This is a genomic window from Pseudonocardia autotrophica, from assembly GCF_003945385.1.
GTDB lineage: Bacteria > Actinomycetota > Actinomycetes > Mycobacteriales > Pseudonocardiaceae > Pseudonocardia > Pseudonocardia autotrophica.
The window spans coordinates 733,352-755,621 of the sequence record NZ_AP018920.1; the positions used below are offsets into that span (position 1 = coordinate 733,352).

Sequence of the window (22,270 nt, forward strand, 5' to 3'; positions counted from 1 at the left end):
CTAGGCGGCCGGTCTCAGCGGGGTTCGACCCCGCGCTGCGCGGACCGGTCACCCCGGCGGGCGGCCGCCCGCTGCGCCGTGAACACGAGCACACCGAACAGTCCGACGCCCAGCCCGGCGACACACGTCCAGAAGACCTCCCCCGGACCGGTCCCGGCGACGAACCCGGCGCACAGCACGATCCCGGCGGCGATCGCCCAGAGGACCATCCCGCCGATGATCACCGGTGGTGATCCGTAGAACCGGGACGGCAACGCGGGCGGGGGCGGTGGGTCGCCGTCGTGGGGTGCCGTCACACCCTGCACCCTAACGACCGTGTACCGGCGGACCGCCCAGCGTTTCGCCGCGTCTAGGGTGTCGCCGTGATCGAGCGCCTGTTCCGCGTCTCCGAGCGCGGGTCCACGATCCCCCGGGAGCTGCGCGGGGGACTCGTCACCTTCATGGCGATGGCCTACATCATCGTCCTGAATCCACTGATCCTCGGCAGTGTCACCGCGACCGACCCGTCGGCCAAGACCGACGCGCTCGGCGGCATCCTGCCGCTGGCCCAGGTCGCCGCGGTGACGGCGCTGGTGGCGGGGGTGATGACGATCCTCTTCGGCGTGCTCGCGAACTACCCGTTCGCGATCGCCACCGGGCTGGGGATCAACACCCTGCTGGCCGTGACCATCGCCCCGCTGATGAGCTGGCCGGAGGCGATGGGCCTGGTCGTGATCAACGGCTTCATCATCGTGATCCTCGCCGCCACCGGCTTCCGCACGGCGGTCTTCAACGCCGTACCCACCGAGCTGAAGACGGCGATCGCGGTCGGCATCGGGGCGTTCATCGCGATGATCGGGCTGGTCGACTCCGGCTTCGTGCGCCGGCTGCCCGACGCCGCCAACACCACCGTGCCGGTCGGGCTGGGCATCGACGGGTCGATCGCGTCCTGGCCGACCTTCGTGTTCGTGCTCGGCCTGCTGATCGTGGGCGTGCTCGTGGCGCGTGGGGTGCGGGCCGGGATCCTGATCGGCGTCGTGCTGAACACGATCATCGCGATCGTCGTCGAGGCGCTGACCCGGGTGGGCCCAGGCGGGCCGGACAACCCGGGGGGCTGGTCGCTGGCGGTGCCCGAGCTGCCGTCGCAGATCGTCGGGATGCCGGACCTGTCGCTGGTCGGTGAGGTGTCGTTCGGCGCGTTCGCCCGGCTGGACATCCTGACCGTAGTGCTGCTGATCTTCACGCTGGTGCTGGCGAACTTCTTCGACGCGATGGGCACGCTGACCGGGCTCGGCAGGCAGGCCGGGCTCAACGACGCCCAGGACAAGCTGCCGAACGTCGGCCGGGCACTGGTCGTCGAGGGGGCGGGTGCGGTCGCGGGTGGTGCGGCGTCGTCGTCGTCGAACACGCTGTTCGTGGAATCGGCGGCCGGCATCGCCGAGGGCGCCCGGACCGGGCTGGCGAACGTGCTGACCGGCCTGCTGTTCCTGCTCGCGATGTTCTTCACCCCGCTGTACGCGATCGTGCCGGTCGAGGCCGCCGCACCGGCACTGGTGGTGGTGGGGGCGCTGATGTTCCGGCAGATCACCTCGATCGAGCTGGACGACCTGCGGACGGCGATCCCGGTGTTCCTCACCGTCGTCGTCATGCCGTTCACGTACTCGATCGCCAACGGCATCGGCGCCGGCTTCATCTCCTACGTGCTGCTGGCCGCGACGACCGGACGGGCCCGGCAGGTGCACCCGCTGATGTGGGTGGTCGCGGTGCTGTTCGTCGGGTACTTCGGCGTGGGACCGTTGCGCGAGCTGCTCGGCTAGAACTTTCCCGCCACGCCTTGCGAGGTAAGGCAAGGCTGAGCTAACTTATGCACGTCGCTTCGTGGTGGGAGCGGCGCGTCAGTTCGGGACAGGAGAAGGCCCCGGCTCCCTGGAGGAGCCGGGGCCTTCTTCTTTTCCCCAGTCACACCGTCCCGCCGCCGAGCGAGGACGGTGCTCCGCCGGTCAGGGCGCGTAGATGCGCACCCAGTCCACCTCGAAGTCGAGTTCATCGGGGGAGGTCTCGTCGAGCGGGGGGATCCAGTCCTTGCCGTACGGGCCGATGTCCTGCTGCATGGCCAGGTGCATCGGGCGCGGCGGGATGTGGTCGGGATCCATCGTCCGGAACACCTCGACGCCGTCGATGTAGAAGACGACCCGGTCCGGCAGCCACTCGACGGCGTAGTTGTGCCAGTCGGTGAAGTCGCCGGTGATCGTCTTGCCGACCTGGCTGTTGTCGGATCCGTAGTGGACGATCGCGTGCGTCTCGGAGCGGTCGCCCTTCGGAATCTCCATGAAGTTGAGCTCACCGCCGATCGGCCAGTCCTCGGCGACCGGCCAGAGCAGCGCCACGTCGCCGTAGCCGGTGCCCGGGTTGGTCTTGGCCCGGATCTCCCAGCGGCCGTACTGCATGCCGCCCTTCCAGTGCAGGCCCGCCGAGGTGAGACCGCGGCTGGTGAGGAGCAGCCGTCCGTCGCGGACCGACAGGTTCTCGGCGAGGTGCCTGCCGACGCCGCCGGTGGTCTCGCCGGTGTAGGGGGCCCACCGGTCCAGGTCGAGCTCGGTGCCCTCGAACTCGTCGCCGGCGATCATCTGCCAGTTGTTGCGGACACCGGCCTCGGCCTCCGAGCGGGACGCCGGGGCCAGCGCGCCGACCTGGTCCGGCCGCAGCTGGTCGTTCATCCCGCCGGGGGACTCCTCGGGGGCCGGGGCTGCGGCGGGCGGGGTGTCCCGTTCGGAGCCGCCGGTCAGCTCGACGGACGCGGCGACGACGACCACGCCGGCCAGTGCGCCCACCGCGAGCAGCGCACCGAGGACGGTCGGCCACCTGCGCCGGCTGGGCGCCTCGGGATCCGGCGTGCGGTGCCGTGCCCGCTCGGGTGCCTTCTGCTGCACGCCGTCCTCCTTCTCGTGGCGACCCGCAACACGCTAGGGAGGACGGCCTGTGGCCACGCTGAGAGTCAGTCGAGCGCGTACTGCCGCACCCAGTCGACCTCCATCGACGACTCCTGCACCGAGCCGCCCTTCGGGAACCAGTCCAGCTGGATGCACAGGTGCATCGGGCCGGGTGGCTGGACCGTCGGGTCGGTGGTCTCGAACCACTGCTCGCCGTCGACGTAGGCGGTGATCCGGTCCGGGGTCCACTCGACCGCCCAGTTGTGCCATTCGGTCGCGTCGATGCCGACCGAGCCGTCGATCTGGGAGTTGTCCGCCCCGTAGTGCACGAAGATGTTCGTCTCCTGCCGGGACGGGTCCATCATCTCCATGAAGTCGATCTCGCCGCCGACCGGGAAGTTCTCCGCGGTCGGCCAGAGCAGCAGCAGGGCGTTGTACGACGGGTCGGACGCCGGTGCCCGCACCCGCCCCTCCCAGCGGCCGTAGCGCTGGCTGCCCTCGGTCCAGGCCATCCCGGCGGTGTTGCCGTCGGCGTCGCCGGTGATCGTGAGGATGCCGTCGGCGACGCCGACCGCGTCCGGGGTGCGGCGGCCGTTGCCCGCGTGCCCGGGGCCGTCGTAGATGTTCCAGCCGGAGAGGCCGTCGTCGAAGTCGTCCGAGCGGACGGGTTCACCCCAACCGAGTTGCTCGGCGGCACTGGTGCCGGTGCCCTCTGCTCTGCTCACCTCGTCGCTCCTGGTGTCATTCCCCGATGGTGCCGGGTCCGTCGCGCGGCCGCCCGGATCGTCCGGCTCCGGGTACCCGTCCTGCTCGGTGTCCTGGCCGAGGGACTGCCCGGTGAGCTGCTCGGTGACTTGTTCGGTGACTTGTTCGGAGACACCCGGCGGCGAGCCGGTGTCGCCGGGTGTCACCCCGATCAGCTCACCACCGGGGCCGAGCACCAGCAGCAGCACCGTGACCCCCTTCGCGACCAGTCTCTTGATCAGTTCTTCCAGCTCGTCGGCGGTCATCGCCCGCTCCTCGGGTCAGTCGCCCACGTCGGGCGTGTCGGGGGTGATCGGTGTGTCGGCGGCGACCAGCCAGCGGCCCGCCGGGTCGCGGTGCAGCACGACGCGGGTCCGCCACCGCTCGGTGCGCGGCGTTGCGCCCAGCGCCGCGGTCGTCGTCCGGACCTCGGCGACGAACGCGACCCGGCCGCGGACCGGATCGGTCCCCGCCGGTTCGAGCGCGTCGACGACCGCGATCCGGCGCTCGCCCGCACCCGGCGGATCGAGGACCGGGAAACCGGCGCCGCCGGCCGGGGTGGCGTATCCGACGGCGTCGCGGCGGGTCCGCTCCGCCGGGTCCGGGGCGGCGCCGTGGGCGGCAACCAGGTAGGCGCGGGCGACGGCCTCGGGGGACGACGGCGGCACCGCCGGACGCCGCGGATCCGGGCCCCGCTCCGGTCCGGGATCCGCGAGCGCGGCCCGGTCGTCCACGCTCAGGACACCGGCCGGCGACGGATCACCGGGCAGGACGACGAGCACCAGCACCGCCACCGGGACGACCAGTACGGCGGCGAGCAGCACCGCCGTCACTGGGCGAAGCTGACGTGGATGTGGTCGTAGTGCCCGCCGGTCGGGTCGGACGTGTCGTACACGGCGCCACCGGTGTAGCGACGCCCCCAGCCTGTCCCGTCCTCGCGCACCGCCGGATCCCAGTAGCGGCCCTGCCAGATCAGGTAGCGGATCTGCAGCGGTTCGGCGTTGGCCGCGAGCCAGTGCGCGATCCGCCAGCCCTCCGCCAGGTCCGGCTCCTCCGGGAAGCGTCCGGCCGGGCCGGTGAACAGGTCGCATGCGAGTCCCCTCGGGTGGTCGGAGCGGGGGTTGCGCGGGTGCTCGTCCCAGCAGCCGACGGTGTCGATCACCGGATCGAAGGCGGCCCGGACGGCGGCGAGGCCGTGCGCGGTGGCGCCGGTCAGGCAGCCGTCCGACCGGACCGGGTCGGGCTCGCCGCACGCCGTCTCCCCGCCGGTCCAGGCCGGCGCCGCGGCCGTTGCGGGATCGGCGGGCGGGGCGGCCCCGGGATCGGCGGCCGCGGGATCGCTGGGCGGGGCGGTCTCCGGGGTGGCCTGCGGGGTGCCGGTCGAGTAGCCGGCGACCAGCTCGTGCACCGCGTCGAGGTAGCGGCGGACCGCGGACGCGCACGCCTGCGAGCAGCCGGCCTCGCCTGCGGCGGGGATCCCGTTCGCCGATCCGCTGACCCGGCGGCAGCCCGCGATGTGGCAGACCAGCATCGCGTCGAGCACCGTGACGTCCTTCGGTGTGGTCGCCAGGTGCCCGGCGGCGGCGCGCAGCGTGGCGCACAGCCACGGCACGACGGTCCGCAGATGTGCGGCGGGATCGGTGAGCGCGGGATCCGGCCAGGGGGCGCCACCCGCTGCGGTCCAGGTCCGCTCGGACACCTGGAGCAACCCCACCGCGGAGCCGGTCCGCAGCTCAGGGTTCCAGCCGGACTCGGCCTGCACCTGCGCGACGACCCAGGCGGCCGGCAGCTCAGGGCAGCCATCGGTGGTGAGCTCGGTGATCAGCGGCAGATGCGGCCGGGCGGCCTCGGGGACCCGTTCGTGGTCGATCCCGGACGGTTCCGGAGGCTCGGCGGCGGCCGGACCCGGCGCCGCCAGCAGCGCGGCGAGCAGGGCAGGCACCAGCATCAGTGCCCGCACGGGTCACCGGGTCCGGTCCGGGGGAGCGGGACGGCCCCGTGCAGCGGGCGCAGGCCCCCGGACCCACCGGTGACGAGCGGGCGCGCGAGCCGGTCCCCGGCGGTCAGTGCGGCGACGATCCGGCCGAGCGCCTCGGCGTACCGGCGGATCGCGGTGGACGGCGCGGAGCGGGTCAGCACCGTCGCGGCGTCCGACCACGGATCGGGTGAGCGGACCCATCCCGGCACCGCGGGCAGCGCCACCACGGCGGCCCAGCCGGTGCCCGCGGCGTCGGCGTCGAACCCGTCCGGTTCGCTCCATCCCGGATGCAGTGCCAGCACCGGCGCGCCGGGCCCAGGCCCCGGCGCGACCCGGGCGGCGTCGGCGAGCCCGGCGACCGTGTCCCGGCACAGCAGCACGTCCGGCAGGAGATCGGAGCCCCGGACGACGCCGAGATCGTGGGCCCGCAGTGCGCGCGCGACGGTCGTGGTGCCGACGCCGCCGGCGAGGCCGCCGACCGCCGGGATGCGCTGGGTACCGGTCACCGGGGTCGCCCGGCGAGATCGTGCGGGCTCGGTGTGTGCGGTCCGGGCTCCGCTGCCGGGCCCGCGTCGACGACGAGCCGGTCGCCGATCCGGGCGATGGTCACCTCGATCCGCAGCCACCTCGCGGCCAGCCCGCGCCAGCCGCGGGCCGACGGCGCGGGTGCGGCGGCGGGTTCACCGAGCGGTTGCTCGGGCTCCACCTCGGGAGCAGCCGGACTGCGGGTGCCGACCCGGCGGTACGGGACGATCCGGACCCGGACGTCGACCTGCACCCGCCCGCCGTCGCCCCGGACGCTCCCGGGCAGCACCAGATCGGCGCGCTGCCGGCCGGTGCCGGTCCAGCCCAGCAGGGCCGCCCCCTCGGGGGACGCCAGGTGGGCGCCGAGCGCGTGCCCGCGGCGGGCCGGATCGTCCTCGTCCCAGGACAGCAGGTCGACCGCGAACGCTCCGGCCAGCGCGGCCGCCTCGGCGGGATCGATCGCGGTCCCGGCAGCCGGCTCGGCGCCCGACTCGATGTCCGAGCCGGTGTCCTGGCCGGCGGCCGGGGCGTCGGCTGCGGGCGGTTCCGGCGCGCGCTCCGGTTCGGTGGCGGGCTCCGTGGTCGTGTCGGTGGTGGGGTCGGTGGTGTCCGGCCGGGTGCCGGTCGCCGGTTCCGGAGCGCCGTCCGGTGCTTCGGTGGTGGGTATGGCCGCTGCGCCGGGCCGGGGGTCCACGGCCGGCGGAGTCGTCGGGCCGGGCACGGACGCGGTGTCCGGCTGGGGCCGGGCGGCCGTGTCGAAGGGGGCGGCTGCGCCGGGGGCAGTGGCGGTGCCGGAGCGGGTGGCTGTGCCGGGGGTGGCCGTGCCGGAGGGGGCGGCGGTGGTAGCCGGGTGGCCGGCGGGGACAGCGGTGACCGGCGGCGCAGGGGAGACGGCACCCGGCGGCTGCGGGCCGGTGAGCCATCGGTCGTCCCGGTGTCCGGGCGGGGGAGCGCCGAGCGTGGCGTCCGCTGTGGGGCTGCCGGTGGCCGCGGCGCCGATGATCGCGGTGCCGATGATCGCGGCCCCACCCGGCTCCGGCGCGATCCCACCGGGTGCTCCGTCCGCGGCGTGCGGCCCGGGCCTCGCCGCGGTCAACGGCGACAGCGGATCTCCAGCCGGGGCGAACGGGGACAGCGGATCACCCGCCGGTGGGCCCCAGCCGGTGCCGGGGTTGCCGACCCGGTCCTGGACGAGCGGGAACCCGAACGGGTCGGTGACCGGCTCCGGATCGGCGGGCGGACTCTGCGGCGGGCGCCGAGGCGTCCAGAGCGCGGGCCGGGCTGCGGCCGTCGCGGGGCGGGCCGGGGGCGGCGGCGGACCGGGGTGGTGGGCCTGGGCGGGCGGCGGATCGTCCAGCCAGGGATCGGGGCCGTCGTCGACCGGGCGGGTGGACCGGCCGAAGATGCGGAACGGGGACATCGGCCGCGTCACCGGTGGGCGGGACCGGACGACCGGGTGCCGCACTGCGGTTCCGGCGGCTGCTGCACGGACATGGCGCTCCGACCTCCTCGCGCGCCCGGGGCGGTCGCGCGATGGAGGACGGTAGGAACACGCGGCCCGTGCCGTGCTGCTTCGGCTGGGGCCCTTCGCGATGGCGAAGCCGGTTGGGAACGTTCAGCCCGGGATCAGCCGGGGATCTCCCAGGTGTGCACCGGCTCGTTGGCGGCGGAATGGGGTAGGTAGCGCTCGAGCATCCCGTGCAGCGCGGTGATCCGGTCCGCGCCGCGGGCCTCCAGGGCGGCGACGGTGTCGAGCTGCCACGACGCACCCGTCTGCCGGGTCACACAGCGCCGCTCCAGCACCGTCAGATAGCGGTCGCAGACGGCCTCGCTGACACCCCAGCGGGCCAATCCCTCGTGCGCGAGCGGGATCAGTTTGCGCAGCGCCAGCTCGTCCGGGCTGATCCAGCCGGTGCCGGGCCAGTAGAGGGGAGCCTGCATGCCGTGCCGGGCTGCGGTCTGGAAGTTCTCGCGGGCCGCCTCGAACGACACCGACCGCCACAGTTCCTGATCGGACTCGACGAGCGTGCGGAGCAGCCCGTAGAAGAACAGGGCGTTCGCGACCATGTCGACTGTGGTCGGTCCCGCGGGGAGCACCCGGTTCTCCAACCGGACGTGCGGGGTACGCCCCGTACTGTCGTAGATCGGCCGGTTCCAGCGCCAGATCGTGCCGTTGTGCAGGGTCAGCTCGGGCAGTTCGGGGAAGCCGTGGTCGCGCATCTGGGCGACCGGGTCGATGTCGGTGGTCAACGGCATCAGGGCCGGAAAGTAGCGGGCGTTCTCGGAGAACAGGTCCAGGACCGAGTCGATCCAGCGCTCGCCGAACCAGACCCGCGGCCGTACACCCTGGTTGTGGAACTCAGGTGTGCGGACGTCACAGGACTGCTCGAACAGCGGGATCCGGGTCTCCGCCCACAGCTGGGAGCCCAGCAGGAACGGCGAGTTCGCGCCCAGGCCGAGCTGGACCCCGGCCAGGCACTGCGCCGCGTTCCAGTAGCGGGCGAACTCCGACGGCGCCACCTGCAGGTGCAGCTGCAGCGACGTGCAGGCGGCCTCCGGGATGATCGTGTCGAAGTCCGCGTTGACCCGTTCGTCGGGGTCGCTGCCGGTGATGTCGATCCGGATCGGCTCGCCCCGGGCGTTGAGCATCTGGTCGTTGAGCGCCTGGTAGCGGTCGTCCGCGGTGATCGACTCACCGACCATGTGGCCCGGGTCGAGGGTCGGCAGGATCCCGATCATGACGAGCTGGGTGCGCAGATCACCGGCCTTGGCGCCGGCTCCGGCGAGGAGGTCCAGCAGCTCGTGCTCGAGCTGACGCCACTGGTCACCCGGCAGCGGGCGGGGTGGCAGGTTCAGCTCGAGGTTCCAGCGGCCGAGCTCGGTCTGCCACTCGCCCCTGTTGATCGTCTCCAGAACGTCGTGACCGTTCAGCGACGGCGCCAGCTCCGGATCGACGAGATTGAACTCGACCTCCACCCCCGTCATCGGTTCCGTCTCGGGGAAGGGGTAGGTGCGGAGCATGTCTGCCAGGGAGTCCAGACAGCGCTGCACCTTGATCCGGTATCGCTGGCGGTCGCGCCGGGTGAACGTCGTCCGGTCGACCACCTGACCCATGCGTGAACCGACCTCCATCGAACGGGGAGCGCCTCCTCACCCTCCCGGACCAGGTCCGGTTCCGAAGGGAGAGGCACTACACGGTGACATATCGCCGGACCGGGCGGTACCGGCTGACCGGGCGACCGGGAGCGGTGAACGGTCAGTGACATGGGACGATCGGCCCTCGTGGCCATACTCACGCCGGTTGACACCCCGGACGATCCCCGGATCGACGACTTCCGTGACCTCACGACCGCCGATCGGCGCCCCGATCGGCCCGGTGGCCGCGGCCTCGTGATCGCGGAGGGCGTGGTCGTCGTGCGGCGGCTGCTGGAGTCGCCGTATCCGGTGCGCTCGCTGCTGGGGGTGCGGAGGCGCCTGGAGGAGCTCTCCGACGAGCTCACCCGGGTGGACGTACCGGCCTACTCCACCGACGCCGACACGATGGCCCGGGCGGTGGGTTTCCACCTCAACCGGGGCGTTCTCGCGGTGGCCGACCGGGTCGGTGAGCCGGATCCGGCAGAGCTGCTCGGGCGGGCCCGCACGGTCGCCGTCTGCGAGGGTGTCGGTGATCACGAGAACCTCGGTTCGCTGTTCCGCAACGCCGCCGCCCTGGGGGTGGACGGCATCCTGCTCGGGCCGGGGTGCTCCGACCCGCTCTATCGGCGCAGCGTCCGGGTGTCGATGGGGCATGTGCTGCGGGTGCCGTTCACCCATCTGGCGGGTACGTGGCCTGCATCACTCGACACGCTCCGTGCGCACGGTTTCACGGTCGCGGCGCTGACCCCGGCGGCGGACGCCGAGCCGCTGGCGACCGCCGGACTCGCCGGGGCGCGGGTGGCGTTGCTGCTGGGGGCCGAGGGGCCGGGGCTCAGCGACGAGGCGCTGGCCGCGGCCGACCGGCGGATCCGGATCCCGATGGCCTCCGGGGTCGACTCGCTGAACGTCGCCACCGCCGCCGCCGTGGCGTTCCACGCCGTCACCGGCGGCTGACTCGCGGCGCCGTCGCCCCCGGCAGCGTCGCCGCGCTCGCACCGGATCGCCGCGTTCGCACGGGATCACCCCGTTCGCACGGGATCGGATCCCGTGCGAACGCGACGAACCCGTGCGAGATGGTTCAGCGCTGGCCGCGGACGCCGAGGAGGACCTCGTCCCACGACGGCATGACCGGTTTGCCCTTCTTGGTCCGCCGCGACGCCGCGCTGCGCTGGCGGGACGACGAGTCCTGGGGCGCGGACGAGTCCTGCTCCGGGGTGCCGGCGCCCTGCTCGGACTCCGAGTTGCCGGAGCCCCGCTGCTGGTCGGCGGAAGGTTCGTCGGTCGGGTTCGGGGCACTGTCACGAGCCGGTGCCGCATCGCGGTCGGCTGTGGCCCCGGCCGCAGTGGCTTCGGCCGCAGTGGCTTCGGCCGCGGAGCCCCGGTCGGTGGTGTCCTCGGCCGGTGTCCCGGTAGCGGTTGCGCTGCTGGGCGTCGCGGCGGGCGTCGCGCCACCCTCCGTCGCAGTGCCGTCGGGCCCAGTGCCGTCGGGCCCAGTGCCGTCGGGCCCAGTGCCGTCGGACGCAGTGCGGCCCTTCGCCGCGTCATCTGCTGCCGCTGCTGCCGCGTCGGAGGATCCTGCGGTCGCGGTGTCGCCGACCGCCACGATGTCCTTGGTCGCGCCGGCGGCTGTGCCGCCGTCCGTGGTCGCGGTGCCGTTGGCGGCCGAGTTGCCGGTTGCGGTGTCGCCCGCAGCCGCGTTGCCACCGGTGGCGCCGCTCGTCTCCGCGTTGCCGGTCTTCGCCGAGTTCCCGGCTGCGGTGTCGCCGATCGTCGCGCCGTCGGTTGCTGCGTCGCCGACCGTGGTGCCACTCGTCGCCGTGCCACTCGTCGCCGCGCCGCCCACAGCCGTGCCGGTGCCTGCCACGCTGGTCGCGTCCGTGCTGGCGCGGTCCGCGCCGGTGCTCGCTGCACCGGCAGTTGCTGCACCGACGGTCGCTGCACCGCCCGCTGCGACGGTGCCGACCGTCGGGCTGCTGTCGGCGGCGTCGTTGTCGGCGGTGCTGTCTCCGGAGCCGCTGTCGGCGGTGCTGCTGTCGCCGGAGCCGCTGGCCCCGGAACCGCCGGCGGTGGCGCCTGCCCCGGCGCCACTCTCACCACCGGCCACGGCTCGATCGCCCGTGCCGTCGCCTGCCGCCGCAGTCCCGGCCGCTGCCGGCGCGGGGGTGCCGTCCTGCTCGGTGTCCGCGCCGGAGGTCGGGGCGCCCTCGCCTTCGTCCGCGGTGCGGCGCTCGGTGTCGTCGACCGGCTCGACCCGGGGGATCACCGGTGCCGCGGCGGCCGGGGGCCGGTTCTCGTCGGGACGCGTCGTGCTGGTCCGGGTGGACGTCTCGACCCGCGGCCGCGGTGGCAGGCTGGAACGCCGCTGCTCGGGCGCGATGCCGCGACCGGCCCAGGAGTCGGCCGAGGGGTGTGCCTGACCGCCGGCGACCGCCCGGGCCGGGGCGGCCTCGGTGGTGTGGTCGTGGACGGGCTCGTCGTCACGCGCCAGGTCGACGACCGAGCCGAGCGGCCGCAGCGGCCGCGCCGGGAGCCCCTCGACGAGATCGGAGGCGTGCTCGTCCAGCGGGGCGACGGTGCCCCCGTGTGCCCCGGGCTGGAACGCCCAGTGCGCGGCGTTGTCGGAGCGGCCGGTCTGCCAGGTCAGGACGATGACCCACTTGCCGTCCTCGCCCTTCCAGGAGTCCCAGCCGGCGGCGGTGAAGTCCTGGCCACGCAGGCCGAAGGTGTGCGCGACGGTCTCGCCGAGCGTGCGCGAGTCGGGGCCGTCGGCCCGCTGCGGGTGTGCGCTCTGCGCGAGCTCGGCGGTGCGGGACCGCTCGAGGAGGACCGGGTAGGCGAACCGCTCGATCTTCTGGGTCGGCACGCCCGCCGCGGCGGCGACCTCGTCGACCGACGCGCCGCCCCGGATTCGGGCCTGGATCTCCCGTGGGCGCAACTGGCTCTCCAACTCGATCGCGATCTGGCCGAGCCGGGTCACGTCACCACGTGCGGCAGCTCGCAGCTGCTCGTCGGCCGGCACCGTGTAGCGCTCGCGGCGCCCCGGGTCTTCGAGGACGACCGAGCCGTCCCCGGTCACCCCCACGACCCGCAACGCGCGCATCGATCAGACCTCCCGCTGTCGTCCCCGTCCGGGTGACGGTAGATGCCTGCAGCTCCGTGCCGAGTGAGGCGCGCCGTGCGAGTTCCGCCTGGTCGACGACACCCACCTGGCAGAGGGATCTGCGGGCCGGTCTCACTCACCGTGCTCAGACTTCCATGATGCGTGACACAAGATGCAATTGGGGCGGATGTTACTACTGTGACTACAACGAGTGTCTATCGATCGCGCAACGGACGGCCGGCCCGAGGCAACCCCGATGTGCGGATACCTGATCCGGACACACGACGGCCGGGCCCCGCGTGCTCCGGGCCCGGCCGTCGTCGTGCTGTCCGGCTCAGGAGCCGAGCTGCTCCACGACCCAGTCGACGCTCGTGGTCAGCGCCGAGACATCGGCGGGCTCGACCGCCGGGAACATGCCGATCCGGAGCTGGTTGCGGCCCAGCTTGCGGTATGGCTCGGTGTCGACGATCCCGTTCGCCCGCAGCGCGACGGCGACCGCGGCGGCGTCCACCGCGTCGTCGAAGTCGATCGTGCCGACGACCTGGCTGCGGTGTGCCGGGTCGGTCACGAACGGCGTCGCGAAGGTGCTCTTCTCGGCCCACGAGTAGAGCCGGTCCGACGAGTCACGGGTGCGCGCGACGCAGCCGTCCAGCCCGCCGAGACCGTTCATCCAGTCGATCTGCTCGGCCAGCAGGAACAATGTCGAGACGGCCGGGGTGTTGTAGGTCTGGTCCTTGCCGGAGTTGTCGACGGCGGTGGCCAGCGACAGGAACGGTGGGATCCAGCGATCGGCGGCCGCCTTCAGCTCCGCCACCCGGTCCAGCGCGCGCGGGCTCATCAGGGCGATGAACAGCCCGCCGTCGGAGGCGAAGCCCTTCTGCGGCGCGAAGTAGTAGACGTCGGACTGTGCGACGTCGACCGGCAGGCCGCCGGCGCCCGAGGTCGCGTCGATCAGCACGAGCTGGTCGTCGGTCGCGTCCGCGGGGCGGGTGACCGGCACCGCGACGCCGGTCGAGGTCTCGTTGTGCGCCCACGCGATCGCGTCCACCGACGGGTCGCTCACCGGGGCGGGGGCGGTGCCCGGGGCGGTCGAGACGATCACCGGGTCGGCCAGGAACGGCGCCCCGGTCGTGGTGTCGGCGAACTTCTGCGAGAACTCGCCGTAGGCCAGGTGCAGCGAGCGCTGCCGGACCAGGCCGAACGCCGCTGCGTCCCAGAACGCGGTGGATCCGCCGTTGCCCAGGACGACCTGGTAGCCGTCGGGCAGCGAGAAGAGCTCGGACAGCCCGGCCCGCACGCGTCCGACCAGGTTCTTCACCGGCTTCTGCCGGTGCGACGTGCCCAGCAGTGAGTCGCCGGTCGCGGCCAGCGCGGAGAGCTGCTCCGGGCGCACCTTGGACGGACCGCATCCGAAGCGGCCGTCCGACGGCAGGAGATCGGTGGGGATCTTCAGGTCGGCAGGAGAGGTCACGGGTGCCAGTGTCGCAGCACCGTACGGCGGTGCAGCGGCTGTGGTGCGCCGGACCACACCGGCCGGCTCAGCCCGCCCGCGGCGGCCGGTGCGCACGGCGGTAGGCCAGCGGCGCCATCCCGATCTCGGCGCGCAACCGGTGCCGCAGCGCGGCGGTGGTGCCGAATCCGGTGCGCGCCGCGATCTGCTCGACCGGCAGGTCGGTGCTCTCCAGCAGCCGCCGCACCCGGTCCAGCCGTCGAGCGGCCAGCCAGCGGCCCGGGCTGGTGCCGGTCTCGGCGTGGAACCGGCGGGTGAAGGTGCGCACGCTCATCGACGCCCGTGCGGCGAGCTCGTCGACACCGGGGGAGCGGTCGAGATGCTCGACCGCCCACCGGCGCACGGCCGCGGTGTCGGTCCCGGTCGCCTCCGGGGTGTGGTTCTCGGCGAACTGGGCCTGCCCGCCCTCCCGCCACGGGGCGACGACGTTGCGCCGCGCGGTGGCGGCGGCGACCTCCGCCCCGTGGTCACGGCGCACCAGGTGCAGGCACAGGTCGATCCCGGCGGCGACGCCGGCGGAGGTGAGCAGATCGCCGTCGTCGACGAACAGGACGTCCGGATCGAGCTGCACCTGCGGGCACCGCCTGCGGAGCCGGGCGGCGTGCGCCCAGTGCGTGGTCGCCCGGCGGCCGTCGAGCAGCCCCGCCGCGGCGAGGGTGTAGGCGCCGGTGCAGATCGCGACGATCCGCGCGCGCCCGGAGACCCGGCGCAGCAGGTCGAGGACCCGCTGGTCCGGCCCGAGCTCCGGGCCACCCGCGGGGCCGGGCGCGTGCGGCCCGGCGATCGCGGGAACGACGAGGGTCTGCGCGCCGTCGAGCACCTCGGGGCCGTACTCGGGCAGCAGCCGGTAGCCGGAGCTGGTGCGGACCGGGCCGCCGTCGACGGAGCCGACCCGCACGTCGTAGAGCGGCGCGCCGCCGGGGCCGGTCGTGGTGCCGAGTATGCGTTCCGGGATCGCGAGCTCGAAGGTGATCACCCCGTCGACGGCGAGCACCCCGACCCGGTGCGGTGTGGCGGGCATGGCCGAATCTTTGCACATGTCGTCCGATCGGCCACTGTCATGATCGGGCGGGACGGCGCAGGCTGATCTCCATGACGGAGGCACGCCCGCGTACGGCGGGACGGGCACGCCGGGTGCACCCGGCCTGGTGGGTCGCCGCGGCGACGTTCCTCGCGCTGCTCGGCGCGGCCGGATTCCGGTCGACGCCCGGGGTCCTGGTCGAGCCGCTGCACACGGAGTTCGGCTGGTCGATCGGGGCGATCTCGTTCGCGATCGCGGTGAACCTGGCGCTGTTCGGGGTGACGGCGCCGTTCGCGGCCGCGCTGATGGAGCGCTTCGGGGTGCGCCGGGTGGTGACGGTCGCGCTGCTGCTCGTCACCGCCGGGGCGAGCAGCACCGTGTTCATGACGCAGGTCTGGCAGCTGGTGCTGCTGTGGGGCGTGATCGTCGGGCTGGGGACCGGATCGATGGCCCTCGCGCTGGTCGCGACGGTGGTGAACCGCTGGTTCGTGGCCCGCCGCGGTCTGGTGTCCGGGATCCTCACCGCCGCGTCGGCGACCGGGCAGCTGGTGTTCCTGCCGTTGGTCGCGCTGGTCGTCGAGTCGGCCGGATGGCGGCCCGCGGCGCTGGTCACGGCGGTCGCGGCACTGGCGGTCGTACCGGTGGTGCTGCTGTTGATGCGCGACCGGCCGTCCGACGTGGGTGTGCTGCCCTACGGCGGCACCGCGGCCGACGTCGTCCCCGCCCAGCGCACCGGTGCCGCCGCGCTCGCGCTGCGGTCGCTGGTCGAGGCATCGCGGAACCGGACGTTCTGGCTGCTGTTCGCGGGCTTCTTCATCTGCGGGGCGACGACGGCCGGCCTGGTGCAGGCGCACTTCGTCCCGGCCGCGCACGACCACGGGATGCCGGCGACCACGGCCGCGTCGCTGCTCGCCGTCGTCGGGGTCTTCGACCTGGTCGGGACGGTGTTCTCCGGCTGGCTGACCGACCGCTTCGATCCGCGGTTGCTGCTGGCCGCCTACTACACGCTGCGCGGGGTGTCGCTGTTCGCGTTGCCTGCCCTGTTCGGCACGGACCTGAACGCCAGCATGCTCGCCTTCGTCGTGTTCTACGGGCTGGACTGGGTGGCCACCGTGCCACCGACGATGGCGCTGGCCCGGGCCGAGTTCGGGGCCCGGTCGGCCGTCGTGTTCGGGTGGATCTTCGCCGCGCACCAGGTGGGCGCGGCCGTCGCGGCGCTCAGCGCCGGACTGGTGCGGGACGCGCTGGGCAGCTACGACGCCGCCTGGTACGGCGGGGCGGTGCTCTGCCTGGTGGCGGCGGTGCTCTCGATCGCGATCCGCCGCCGGGTCGCGGTCGCGGCCTGAGGAAGCCACCGGGCCGGCCGGCGGCTCCCGGCGCGCCCCGGTGGGCACGCGCCTGTCGTGCCTCGGTGGGCACACCCGGCCCGGCTCGGTGGGCACGCACCCGGCGCGCCCCGGTGGGCGCGCACCCGGCCCGGCCCGGCACCATCGCGCCGCGGCCCCGATGCGGCCGCGGCACCGGTCCCGGTGCCCGCCGACGACCGCAGGAGAGCGCATGACCGACGAGGACCGGCCCGGGATCGTCCCGTTGCGCCCGTTGGACGCCCTCGAGATCGTCGGCGGCGCCGTCCGGCTCGCCCGGCGGTACCCGCTCGTCGTGCTGGGCCCGGCGTTCCTGGTCGCGCTGGTGATCGGGGCGACGCAGTACGGCATCCAGCTCTCCGGCGCGGCGGTGCCGGAGCCCGGTCAGGGCCTGACCGATGTCTTCGTCGACTCGCTGGTGTCCGCGATCCCGCTGAGCCTGCTCTACGCCGCGGTGCTCCCGCCGATGCTGGGGATGGTGCTCTCGGCGCTGCGGCCCGCGGTGCTCGGCCGCGGGACGTCGCTCGCGCAGGCGTGGGCGACGACGCGGCCCCGGCTGCCGAGCCTCTACGGCCTGCAGATCGGTCTGACCCTGCTCGGCCTCGTCCCGATCCTGCTGCTGGTCGGTGTCGCCGTCCCGATGGCCGGAGCCGGCGGGGTGGCCGTCGTCGTCGCGGTACTGATCATGCTGGTCGGCTACCTGGCCCTCACCTGGATCGGGGTACTGCTCTACCCGGCGACCGCGGTGATCGTCGTCGAGGGCCTGGGGCTGCGGGACGCGCTGTGGCGCTCGGTCGAGCTGGTCCGCGGCTCCTGGTGGCGGTTCTTCGGGGTGCAGCTGCTCGCCGTGCTGCTGCTCATGGTCGCCGGGATGGTCGTGATGCTGCCGCTGATGTTCCTCGGCATCGGTCTCGCGATCGCCGGCGCCGGGCCGGCCCCGATCGTCGTGGGCACTCTGCTCGCGAGCACGGTGCTGATGACGCTGGCGCTCGCCGTCGGACCGGGTGTCATCGGCCTGCTGCACCAGGACCAGCGGATCCGGCGGGAGCGCTACGACCTGGACCTGGCACGCGAGGCCGCCCAGGGGTGGTGACGGCGCGGGTCAGCGGACGACGACGCCGTCCCAGCCCTCGACCTCGCGGGGGTGCCGCGCACCGGGACCGATGTACTGGGCGGACGGGCGGACCAGCTTGCCCTCGCGCTTCTGCTCCAGCACGTGCGCCGACCAGCCCGCCGTCCGTGCCGAGGTGAACATCGCGGGCATCATGTGCGGTGGCACCTCGGCGAAGTCGAGGATGACCGCGGCCCAGAACTCGACGTTGGTCTCGATCGGGCGGTCCGGGCGTCGTTCCCGCAGGATCGCCAGCGCGGTCCGCTCCAGCTCGGCGGCCGCCTCGAACCGGGGCGCACCCAGCTCCTGGCAGGTGCGGCGGAGCACCCTGGCCCGAGGGTCCTCGGCCCGGTACACCCGGTGCCCGAAGCCCATCAGCTTCTCCTTGCGGTCCAGCAGGCCGGTGACCAGCGCCGCCGGATCCCCGGTCCGCTCCACCTCGTCGATCATCGGCAGGACCCGGGCGGGCGCACCGCCGTGCAGCGGCCCGGACATGGCGCCGATCGCACCGGACAACGACGCCGCGGCGTCGGCCCCGGTGGAGGCGATCACCCGGGCGGTGAAGGTCGAGGCGTTCATCCCGTGCTCGGCGGCGGACACCCAGTAGGCGTCGACGGCGGCGACGTGCCGCGGGTCCGGCTCGCCGCGCCAGCGGGTCATGAACCGCTCGGTGATCGTCGAGCACTCGTCGATCCGGGCCTGCGGGACCGCCGGGACCCCGATCCCGCGGGCCGACTGGGCGACGTAGGACAGCGCCATCACCGAGGCCCGGGCCAGGTTGTCGCGGGCCTCGGCGTCGTCGATGTCGAGCAGCGGGCGGTAGCCCCAGTAGGGGGCGAGCATCGCCAGCGCCGCCTGCACGTCCACCCGGACGTCACCGGCGTGCACCGGGATCGGGAACGGCTCGGCGGGCGGCAGTCCCTGACCGAACCGGCCGTCCACCAGCAGCGCCCACACGTCGCCGAAGGTGACGACGCCCGCCAGGTCCTCCAGGTCGACGCCGCGGTAGCGCAGCGACCCGCCGTCCTTGTCCGGCTCGGCGATCTCGGTCCGGAACGCGACGTGCCCCTCGAGACCGGACTTGAATCCGGGAGGTGGCGCGGGTACGGCGTGGGACGGTTCGGTCACGGTCACCGGGGCTCCTTCGGCTCGGGCTCGCGATCACCATGCTCGGGGCGTGTCCGCGTCGGCAACGTGCGGCACCGGTGTCATCGGTCACCCGACCGGCGCGTCGCGGAACACGCCGTTCGGCGGGTGCCCCGGCGCCCGGCCGCCGCCTACCGTCGAACCTGCGACACCCGGCCGGGAACGCACGAGGGGGAGGGGACCCATGACGGACGCGCCCGAACTGGCGAGGATGCGGATCGACTACGCCGGTCGGCCCTTCGACGTCCCTGATCTCGCCCCCACCTGGCACGAACAGCTCGCCGTCTGGCTGGAGGAGGCCCGCGAGGCGAACCTGGCCGAGCCGAACGCGATGGTCCTGGCGACCGCCGACCCGGACGGCACACCGGCGTCGCGCACGGTGCTGTGCAAGGGTCTGGACTCCGGCGGCATCGCCTTCTACACGAACTACACGTCCGCGAAGAGCCACGACCTGAACCGCACCAGGGTCGCCTCCGTCACGTTCCCCTGGTACGACCTGCATCGGCAGGTGCAGCTCGCCGGGCGGGTCGAGCGCTGCTCGGAGGCCCAGTCCGACGCCTACTGGGCGACCCGTCCGCGTGGCTCGCAGCTCGGGGCGTGGGCGTCCGCGCAGTCGACGGTCGTCGCCGGGCGCAACGTGCTCGACCAGGCATTGGCCGGCGTGACCACACGGTTCGACGGTGTCGAGCGGATCCCGCGCCCGCCGCACTGGGGCGGCTGGCGGATCGTGCCGTGGCAGGTCGAGTTCTGGCAGGGCCGCGGGGACCGGATGCACGACCGGCTCCGTTTCGACATCGGGCGGGACGACCGCTGGACGGTCCGCAGGCTCGCCCCGTAAGGGGAACCCCGAGGCGGCGCGGGGGAGACCCCGTGTAGACGTGGTCCCGTGAGCAAGCGCAACGATCCCGACGACGGGCCGACGCAGCCGGTTCCCGGCGGTGACCGGGAGTCGCCGACCCGGCCGGTCGTCAACGAGAGCTCCGCCGACGCACCGACCCGCCGGGTCCGTGCCGGCGGCCGCTTCACCGGCGCGCTGCGGTCGGCGTTCGCCGACACCACGCCGCTGCGCACGCCCGCGTACCGCAGGCTGTGGACGGCCGGGATCGTCACCGTGATCGGCGCCCAGCTCGCCGTGGTGGCCGTCCCGACGCAGATCTACCAGATGACCGGGTCGTCGGCGTACGTCGGACTGACCGGGCTGTTCGGCCTGGTCCCGCTGGTCGTGTTCGGGCTGTGGGGCGGTGCGATCGCGGACGCCGTCGACCGCCGGGTGATGCTGCTGTTCACCGGATCCGGGATCGCGCTGACCTCGCTGGCGCTGTGGGTGGTCTCGGCGAGCGGGGTCGGCGACGTGTGGCTCGTGCTGGTGCTGTTCGCGATCCAGTCCGCGATGCTCGCGATGAACCAGCCGACCCGCAGCGCCGTCATCCCGCGACTGCTCCCGGCCGAGCAGCTGCCGGCGGCGAACGCGCTGAACATGACCGTCGTACAGGTCGGGGCGGTACTCGGCCCGCTGCTCGCGGGGATCCTGATCCCGATCATCGGCCTGCCGATGCTGTACCTGCTGGACGCGATCGCGCTGCTCGCGACGCTGTGGGCGACCTGGCGGCTGCCGCCGCTGCCCAGCTCGGCGCAGGCCGCGGGCGGCCGCAGGCCGAAGGTCGGGCTGCGGGCGGTCGTCGACGGCTTCCGCTACGTCGGGATGCACCGGATCCTGCTCGTCTCGTTCCTGGTCGACGTGATCGCGATGGGCCTCGGGATGCCCCGGGTGATGTTCCCGGAGATGGCCGAGCAGACCTTCGGTGATCCACCGGGCGGCGGCATCGCGCTGGGCATGCTGTTCGCGGCGATCCCGATCGGGATGGTCGCGGGCGGGGTGCTGTCCGGCTGGCTGCAGCGGGTGGAACGCCAGGGGGTCGCCGTCGTCGTGGCCATCTGCGTGTGGGGCGGCGGGATCGCCCTGTTCGGCCTCACCGGGTCGCTGTTCCTCGCGGTGCTCGCGCTCGCCGTCGCCGGGGCGGGCGACCTGGTCAGCTCGGTGTACCGGTCGTCGATGCTGCAGACCGTCGCCACCGACGAGATGCGCGGCCGGATGCAGGGCGTGTTCATCGTGGTCGTCGCCGGCGGGCCGCGTCTGGCCGACATGTGGCACGGCGCGTCGGCGGACGTGATCGGCCCGGGGACGACCGCGACCCTCGGCGGGCTGGCCGTCATCGTCGGCACGCTGGTCGTCGTGGCCCGGTTCCCGGAGTTCTGGCGATATCGCGCACCGGTCGCCGGGCGCGATCCGGGGTGACCCTCGTCGCCGCGTTCTGCGGATTCGGCGCGGCGGGCTAGCGTGTGCGGCTGAACCCATATGACCCAGCTGTGAGAGGGAACCTCCACATGTCCGACGAGACCGCCGCCCGCGCCGACTCCGCCGTCCTGAAGCATTCCGGTGGCGAGTTCGAGATGGCGGTGCACACCCCGACGGAGGGGTCGCAGGCCGTCGACGTCAGCAAACTCCTCGGTAAAACCGGCCTGGTCACCTACGATCCGGGCTTCACGAGCACCGCAGCCTGTTCCTCGGCCATCACCTACATCGACGGTGACGCCGGGATCCTCCGCTACCGCGGATACGCGATCGACCAGCTGGCGACCAACTCGACGTTCCTCGAGGTCAGCTACCTGCTCATCTACGGCGAGCTGCCGACCCGTCAGCAGCTCGACGCGTTCACGAACCGGATCAGCCGGCACACCCTGCTGCACGAGGACCTGAAGCGGTTCTTCGAGGGCTTCCCGCGGGACGCGCACCCGATGCCGGTGCTGTCCTCGGCGGTCAGCGCGCTGTCCACCTTCTACCAGGACAGCCTGGACCCGCACGACGAGGAGGCCGTCGAGCTCTCCACGGTCCGGCTGATGGCGAAGGTCTTCACGATCGCCGCCTACGCGTACAAGAAGTCGGTCGGCCAGCCGTTCCTCTACCCGGACAACTCGCTGGGTGTGGTGGAGAACTTCCTGCGGATGACCTTCGGGTTCCCGGCGGAGCCCTACGAGGTCGACCCGGACATGGCCCGGGCGCTGGACACCCTGCTGATCCTGCACGCCGACCACGAGCAGAACTGCTCGACGTCGACGGTGCGGCTGGTCGGCTCCAGCCAGGCGAACCTGTTCGCCTCCATCTCGGCCGGGGTGAACGCGCTGTTCGGCCCGCTGCACGGTGGGGCCAACCAGGCCGTGCTGGAGATGCTGACCCGGATCTCCGACGTCGAGGGCGGCAACGTCGACGACTTCGTCAACCGGGTGAAGAACAAGGAGCAGGGCGCGAAGCTGATGGGCTTCGGGCACCGGGTCTACAAGAACTACGACCCGCGCGCCAAGATCGTCAAGGAGCAGGCCGAGACGATCCTGAAGAAGCTCGGCGTCAACGACCCGCTGCTCGACATCGCGATGTCGCTGGAGGAGAAGGCGCTCGCCGACGACTACTTCGTCGAGCGCAAGCTCTACCCGAACGTCGACTTCTACACCGGCGTCATCTACCGGGCGATGGGCTTCCCGACCAAGATGTTCACCGTGCTGTTCGCGCTCGGCCGGCTGCCCGGCTGGATCGCGCACTGGCGCGAGATGATGAGCGACCCGCAGAACAAGATCGGCCGCCCGCGCCAGCTGTACACCGGCTCGGCGGAGCGGCTCTACGTCCCGGTCGGCCAGCGCTGACCGGGTAGCCGAGACACCAGCGGCCCCGCCG

General features: G+C 73.4%; 19 protein-coding genes. 7 read left to right on the forward strand and 12 right to left on the reverse strand.

What is annotated here, in order from left to right:
- Window positions 1-14: 14 nt before the first annotated feature.
- Entirely contained in the window at window positions 15-296 is a 282-nt protein-coding gene (locus tag Pdca_RS03610; RefSeq protein WP_232021400.1) for a DUF2530 domain-containing protein, read from the reverse strand.
- A gap of 66 nt (window positions 297-362) precedes the next feature.
- On the opposite strand from Pdca_RS03610, the gene Pdca_RS03615 reads away from it, so the two are divergent.
- Entirely contained in the window at window positions 363-1,796 is a 1,434-nt protein-coding gene (locus Pdca_RS03615; protein ID WP_085914464.1) for an NCS2 family permease, read from the forward strand.
- A 183-nt stretch (window positions 1,797-1,979) separates the two neighbouring features.
- Here the strand turns inward: Pdca_RS03615 and Pdca_RS03620 are convergent, their stop codons facing one another.
- The 7 genes from Pdca_RS03620 to Pdca_RS03650 all read right to left on the reverse strand — a co-directional run bounded on the left by Pdca_RS03620 (window position 1,980) and on the right by Pdca_RS03650 (window position 9,270).
- The gene (locus tag Pdca_RS03620) at window positions 1,980-2,909 is read right to left on the reverse strand and encodes a glycoside hydrolase family 16 protein (RefSeq protein ID WP_085914465.1); all 930 of its coding nucleotides are present in this window, start codon (window positions 2,907-2,909) and stop codon (window positions 1,980-1,982) included.
- Between the two features lie 65 nt (window positions 2,910-2,974).
- Window positions 2,975-3,919 carry a glycoside hydrolase family 16 protein gene (locus tag Pdca_RS03625; protein ID WP_085914466.1) on the reverse strand — a complete coding sequence of 315 codons (945 nt, stop codon included), beginning with the start codon at window positions 3,917-3,919 and terminating at the stop codon, window positions 2,975-2,977.
- A gap of 15 nt (window positions 3,920-3,934) precedes the next feature.
- Entirely contained in the window at window positions 3,935-4,486 is a 552-nt protein-coding gene (locus tag Pdca_RS03630; protein WP_085914467.1) for a hypothetical protein, read from the reverse strand.
- On the reverse strand, window positions 4,483-5,613 hold the full coding sequence (locus Pdca_RS03635) for a VldE C-terminal domain-containing protein (protein WP_085914468.1): 1,131 nt from the start codon (window positions 5,611-5,613) through the stop codon (window positions 4,483-4,485). The genes Pdca_RS03630 and Pdca_RS03635 overlap by 4 nt, the downstream gene beginning before the upstream one ends.
- Window positions 5,601-6,137: a hypothetical protein gene (locus Pdca_RS03640; protein ID WP_085914469.1), complete on the reverse strand. Its 537-nt coding sequence runs from the start codon at window positions 6,135-6,137 to the stop codon at window positions 5,601-5,603. The genes Pdca_RS03635 and Pdca_RS03640 overlap by 13 nt, the downstream gene beginning before the upstream one ends.
- Entirely contained in the window at window positions 6,134-7,576 is a 1,443-nt protein-coding gene (locus Pdca_RS35290) for a hypothetical protein (protein ID WP_125911247.1), read from the reverse strand. Before Pdca_RS35290 ends, Pdca_RS03640 begins: the two co-directional genes overlap by 4 nt.
- A 206-nt stretch (window positions 7,577-7,782) precedes the next feature.
- Window positions 7,783-9,270, reverse strand: coding sequence for a glutamate-cysteine ligase family protein (locus Pdca_RS03650; RefSeq protein WP_166665893.1), 1,488 nt, complete (start codon window positions 9,268-9,270; stop codon window positions 7,783-7,785).
- A 168-nt stretch (window positions 9,271-9,438) separates the two neighbouring features.
- On the opposite strand from Pdca_RS03650, the gene Pdca_RS03655 reads away from it, so the two are divergent.
- Entirely contained in the window at window positions 9,439-10,245 is an 807-nt protein-coding gene (locus Pdca_RS03655) for a TrmH family RNA methyltransferase (RefSeq protein ID WP_232021401.1), read from the forward strand.
- A 124-nt stretch (window positions 10,246-10,369) separates the two neighbouring features.
- Here Pdca_RS03655 and sepH read toward each other — a convergent pair whose 3' ends face one another.
- From sepH to Pdca_RS03670, 3 genes are all read right to left on the reverse strand, one after another.
- Entirely contained in the window at window positions 10,370-12,391 is a 2,022-nt protein-coding gene (gene sepH / locus Pdca_RS37430; RefSeq protein ID WP_197719911.1) for a septation protein SepH, read from the reverse strand.
- Window positions 12,392-12,725: 334 nt separating this feature from the next.
- Window positions 12,726-13,862 (reverse strand): phosphoserine transaminase, encoded by a 1,137-nt coding sequence (gene serC, locus Pdca_RS03665; RefSeq protein WP_085914519.1) that lies wholly within the window; start codon window positions 13,860-13,862, stop codon window positions 12,726-12,728.
- Between the two features lie 67 nt (window positions 13,863-13,929).
- Complete coding sequence (locus Pdca_RS03670) at window positions 13,930-14,922, reverse strand: GlxA family transcriptional regulator (RefSeq protein ID WP_085914473.1); 993 nt, start codon at window positions 14,920-14,922, stop codon at window positions 13,930-13,932.
- 71 nt (window positions 14,923-14,993) lie between these two features.
- On the opposite strand from Pdca_RS03670, the gene Pdca_RS03675 reads away from it, so the two are divergent.
- Together Pdca_RS03675 and Pdca_RS03680 are read left to right on the forward strand one after the other, a co-directional pair.
- Window positions 14,994-16,268: an MFS transporter gene (locus Pdca_RS03675; protein WP_085914474.1), complete on the forward strand. Its 1,275-nt coding sequence runs from the start codon at window positions 14,994-14,996 to the stop codon at window positions 16,266-16,268.
- Window positions 16,269-16,479: 211 nt separating this feature from the next.
- Window positions 16,480-17,379, forward strand: a complete 900-nt coding sequence (locus Pdca_RS03680; RefSeq protein WP_085914475.1) for a DUF7847 domain-containing protein — start codon at window positions 16,480-16,482, stop codon at window positions 17,377-17,379.
- A 9-nt stretch (window positions 17,380-17,388) separates the two neighbouring features.
- On the opposite strand, the gene Pdca_RS03685 is transcribed toward Pdca_RS03680, so the two are convergent.
- Window positions 17,389-18,531: a citrate synthase 2 gene (locus Pdca_RS03685; protein WP_085914476.1), complete on the reverse strand. Its 1,143-nt coding sequence runs from the start codon at window positions 18,529-18,531 to the stop codon at window positions 17,389-17,391.
- Between the two features lie 196 nt (window positions 18,532-18,727).
- On the opposite strand from Pdca_RS03685, the gene pdxH reads away from it, so the two are divergent.
- The 3 genes from pdxH to Pdca_RS03700 all read left to right on the forward strand — a co-directional run bounded on the left by pdxH (window position 18,728) and on the right by Pdca_RS03700 (window position 22,239).
- On the forward strand, window positions 18,728-19,381 hold the full coding sequence (pdxH, locus tag Pdca_RS03690) for a pyridoxamine 5'-phosphate oxidase (protein WP_085914477.1): 654 nt from the start codon (window positions 18,728-18,730) through the stop codon (window positions 19,379-19,381).
- 48 nt (window positions 19,382-19,429) lie between these two features.
- Window positions 19,430-20,839: an MFS transporter gene (locus tag Pdca_RS03695; protein ID WP_197719912.1), complete on the forward strand. Its 1,410-nt coding sequence runs from the start codon at window positions 19,430-19,432 to the stop codon at window positions 20,837-20,839.
- A gap of 89 nt (window positions 20,840-20,928) precedes the next feature.
- Window positions 20,929-22,239, forward strand: coding sequence for a citrate synthase (locus tag Pdca_RS03700; RefSeq protein ID WP_085914478.1), 1,311 nt, complete (start codon window positions 20,929-20,931; stop codon window positions 22,237-22,239).
- Window positions 22,240-22,270 lie beyond the last annotated feature (31 nt).